This is a genomic window from Caldanaerobius fijiensis DSM 17918, assembly GCF_900129075.1.
GTDB lineage: Bacteria > Bacillota > Thermoanaerobacteria > Thermoanaerobacterales > Caldanaerobiaceae > Caldanaerobius > Caldanaerobius fijiensis.
This window is the reverse complement of the sequence record NZ_FQVH01000022.1, coordinates 22,124-26,269: the sequence shown is the minus strand read 5'-3', so window position 1 is coordinate 26,269 and position 4,146 is coordinate 22,124. Positions and strand designations below refer to the sequence as shown.

Sequence of the window (4,146 nt, the reverse complement as noted above, 5' to 3'; positions counted from 1 at the left end):
AAGAAAGACGGAACAGTATGGGCTTGGGGTAATAACTATTACGGCGAGTTAGGTGATGGTACAACAACAAATCGATATACTCCCGTACAGGTACAAGGACTGACTGATGTGGTGGCAATAAGTGCAGGGTATGATTTTTCATTAGCATTAAAACGTAACGGAACAATTTGGGCTTGGGGCGATGGCTATGGCGGTGAGTTAGGAGATGGAACAACAATAGACCAATATACTCCCGTACAGGTACAAGGACTGACCGATGTGGTGGCAATAAGTGCAGGGTACAGTCATTCACTAGCTCTTAAGAAAGACGGAACAGTATGGGCTTGGGGATATAACTATTACGGTGAGTTAGGTGATGGTACAACAACAGAACGACATACCCCCGTGCAGGTACAAAATTTAACAAATGTGATAGCAATAGATGCGGGAAATGAATTCACTCTGGCGTTGAAAAGTGATGGAACTGTTTGGGGATGGGGATACAATGAAGATGGTGAATTGGGCGATGGCACAACAATAGACAGGTATACGCCTGTGCAAATGCAAATATCGGGAATGTGATTTTATAGAGTCGCTGCGGGAAGACTCATCTCCTTTAGGGGATGGGAGAAGTCACAGAAACGATATTTCAGGAAGGAAGTGAAAAATTTGTCGAATAGATTCATGAGATGGATAAAAGACAATAAAGGATTTATATTGCAAGAATTGCTTGTAGCTGTAGCAATTATAGCCGTACTAGCAGCGATATTATTGCCGCGATTGCTAGGTTATACCGATAGGGCAAGACAAGCAAGAATGAGGACAGATTTAAAGACTATGGCAACAGTAGTAACAGCATATGCTGCGGATGAGGGTAAAGGACAGTATCCGATAAGCAGTAATGATTCTACAATATCCAATTCAATAGCAGCCATACTGCAATCTCGCGGTATTAAATGGACGGGCGATGCAAACGGCATAAAAGACCCATGGGGGAACCCATATTTGTATAAACAAACCGTAATACAAGAGACATCTTCTACAACGGATAACAGCAATAATAATCGTTACATCGTAACCATAGATTATATAAAACAGCATGGATATTATATGAACATGAACGGAAGTGATACTTATACACTAACATTTGAATTGCCTTTATCAGTAGGCAACGTCAATGTAATATCTAATTATCCGGCTACAGATATGGCCACAGGTAATACTGTGAACAGTATGGATTTAATGGTAAATAATATAAACGGCTCTAACTATTTAAAATTAACGATAACGTATATGAAAGATAATCAGACAAATATTACGTCGTTAATGCTATTATCAACAGATACGGCTCAATCTATGTTTTTCTTAAATCCGAAACCAGACACTTATTTATCCTTTGATAAAAATGTATTGAATTATATAGTATCACCATAAATGAGAGAAATGTAAAAAAATATGAAGTCAAAGGAATAACAAATGCAAAAAGTTGAACAATGGTTTAAATATAAAACATTAGTATTAATTAGTCCATCAAAGCACGGTTAAAAGCCGTGCTTTTTTTATTGGGCGCGTGCAAACGCGTACTAAAAGAAAGGAGTGGTGCTATGGTGAAGCTGTTCAGGAGAACAGACACAGAGAAGGAGGAGGTGAGAGATGTGGAGAAGACATGGTTCGGCAGAATGGTGAAGAACGTGCACAACAACAAAGGTTTTACTCTGGTTGAGCTTTTGGTTGTTGTGGCGATCATAGCCATCCTTGCAGCGGTGCTGGTGCCGAGGCTGTTGGGCTACACAGACAGAGCACGTCAGGCGAGAGCGATGAGCGACCTGGGCACGATGAAAACCGTCATCGAAACCTACACGGCAGACCAGGGCCAGGGCGTATATCCATCGTATAAGATTGCAGATGCGAACTATGTAGGAACGATACTGCAGAAGGGCGGAATCAACTGGCAGGATTCCACAAAGGACGGCATCAAAGATCCGTGGGGCTATCCATATTATTATGTAACTGCGATAGGCAGTGATAACAATGTCCACTATATCATCATATCACCCGGCAAAGATGGCAAACTCAACACAGCTGACGACGTATACACAACTGACAGCGTACAGCCTACAGCAGGTCAGCCAGATTCAGCGACTTTTGCAGTGCTGACACAGACGCCCGATCCTAACAGCATTGCAGTATCTTCTAAGTGATGAGAAGGTGCGGAGCATTATCCGCACCTTTCTTTTTGTGAAAAGATTTCAGGATTTTGGTATAATTAAGAAAAACGAAAAGAGGAGAGTGTCTACAATAGATAGGATATTGAATATTTTTATCGGTACGGTTACTTGGTTGATAGAATTGCCATTTCTTGTAGGACAGCTCTTGTTTTGGCTGACAATGGCTTTAATAACAGGTACGATCATGTGCATAAGCTGGTGTGTAATAGCAGGTATCAGGTTTTTAAGACCCATATGGTTTTTGTTTGTTATATTTTTGATTGCAGTAGGTATGTTACATAAAGTTTCAATTTTCAGAAGCGTGGTAGTGTTTTTTAAACAGAACTCGGCATGGATTACGCATGACATGATATCGTGGAGTCATAGTGCAGCAACATATTTAGTACAACATCCTTTACTTGAAATTTATGTAATTTTGGTGATGTCGTATGCTGTTTTCATTGCATTTTCCGCAATATTTGGTATGCGGGGAAAAGAAAGTGATATGGAAGAAGATTTGCACAAAAGACAAGCGCCTTATCAGGTATGGTTGCCGAAAGAAAAGGAAAAAGAGAAAAAGTAGCGGCCGGGTTTTCCGGTTTATTTTTTTTTGGGAGGTGATTTGCATGTTGAAAGCGCTGAAAAAACGGATAAAGAGCAAAAGGGGCTTCACGCTGGTAGAGCTTTTGGTTGTTGTGGCGATCATAGCGATACTTGCAGCGGTGCTGGTGCCGAGATTCCTGACGTATACCGATAGGGCAAGGGAGGCAAGAGCAATGGCGGATATAAACGCAATAAGAACCGTTATAACGGCATACATGGCCGATGAAGGGAACGGACAGCCGCCGATAAACAGCAATGACCCCACGATACCGAACTCCATCGCAGCTGTGCTGCAGTCCCGCGGCATCAAATGGACGGGCGACGCAAGTGGTATAACGGACCCGTGGGGACGTCCGTACTACTATGAGCAGGTTATGAATACGATAGCGTTTAAACCTGTCAACAGCACTTTAAATGTGTTCAACACATATGTTCATGAGCAGAAGTTTTATCTGACGACGGCATGAGGCGCAGCCTTGTGCCGTTGTCTATATTCCTGCAAATATTTTTAGAATGGGACATGCATGTCCTGTTTGCAGAAAAAATTTTGCGAATTGCAGTGAGGAGGTGATTGGATAAAGAAGAAGATATGGCTGATAGGCTTAATATCGCTGCTGATGGTGGGTATGCTGGCGAGCGTGATACCGAAGCCGACAGCAGACACTCAAAGCGGCTTCATAGTGGCCAGCGCAGGGAAGGACGGACAGTTTGGAACAAGCGACGACATATATGTGACGGAAAAAGGAGATATGGTGAAAAGTGCGGTAGATACAGCAAAGTATGACATGACGAAAGCAGTGCCGTCAGGGATAAAAAAGAGCATTGGGAATATTGTTCGTGAACCACAGCCACTTCGTCAGCCCAACTCCGATGAGATACCGATACGAACGCCTGAAGAGCTTGCCAAGATAGGAGTGGACCCCAATTATTCGCTCAACGGCAAGTACATTCTCATGGCCAATTTGGATTTGTCGGGCTACAGCAACTGGATGCCGATAGGTGTTTTTGGTAATCCGTTCACAGGAACTTTCGACGGTAACGGGCTTGTAATCAAGAATTTAACGATAAACCGACCAACGAATGACTATCAGGCTTTGTTTGGCCGCACAAGTGGTGCCAAACTGATGAATATTAAACTGGAGAACGTCAACGTTACCGGTCACAACTACACCGGTGGTTTGGTGGGGTATAACTACTGCAGTACTATCACCAACTGCTACTCCACAGGCAGCGTAACAGGCAACGATCGTACCGGTGGGCTGGTGGGGGAGTTCTACTCTGACTTCAAGAGTAGTATCACCAACTGCTACTCCACAGGCAACGTAACAGGCAACAATTATACCGGCGGTCTGGTGGG

Annotated in this window: 6 protein-coding genes; all 6 read left to right on the top strand. The window is 43.1% G+C overall.

The annotated features are described in order from the left end of the window. Positions 1–561, top strand: a 561-nt coding sequence (locus BUB87_RS09345) for an RCC1 domain-containing protein (RefSeq protein ID WP_327021799.1), incomplete at its 5' end; no start/stop codon positions are given. A gap of 87 nt (positions 562–648) precedes the next feature. Continuing rightward, complete coding sequence (locus BUB87_RS09340) at positions 649–1,413, top strand: type II secretion system protein GspG (RefSeq protein ID WP_159432390.1); 765 nt, start codon at positions 649–651, stop codon at positions 1,411–1,413. Positions 1,414–1,634: 221 nt separating this feature from the next. After that, positions 1,635–2,180 carry a prepilin-type N-terminal cleavage/methylation domain-containing protein gene (locus tag BUB87_RS09335; RefSeq protein WP_159432389.1) on the top strand — a complete coding sequence of 182 codons (546 nt, stop codon included), beginning with the start codon at positions 1,635–1,637 and terminating at the stop codon, positions 2,178–2,180. An 88-nt stretch (positions 2,181–2,268) separates the two neighbouring features. Next, positions 2,269–2,769: a hypothetical protein gene (locus tag BUB87_RS14155; protein ID WP_159432388.1), complete on the top strand. Its 501-nt coding sequence runs from the start codon at positions 2,269–2,271 to the stop codon at positions 2,767–2,769. A 43-nt stretch (positions 2,770–2,812) separates the two neighbouring features. Then, complete coding sequence (locus BUB87_RS14990; protein ID WP_073344541.1) at positions 2,813–3,256, top strand: type II secretion system protein; 444 nt, start codon at positions 2,813–2,815, stop codon at positions 3,254–3,256. Positions 3,257–3,415: 159 nt separating this feature from the next. Beyond that, positions 3,416–4,146, top strand: a 731-nt coding sequence (locus BUB87_RS09320) for a GLUG motif-containing protein (RefSeq protein WP_268761632.1), incomplete at its 3' end; no start/stop codon positions are given.

Excerpts from the sequence above, each read along its gene's own strand:
- BUB87_RS14990 (WP_073344541.1), top strand. The coding sequence starts at position 2,813 with ATGTTGAAAGCGCTGAAAAAACGGATAAAGAGCAAAAGGGGCTTCACG.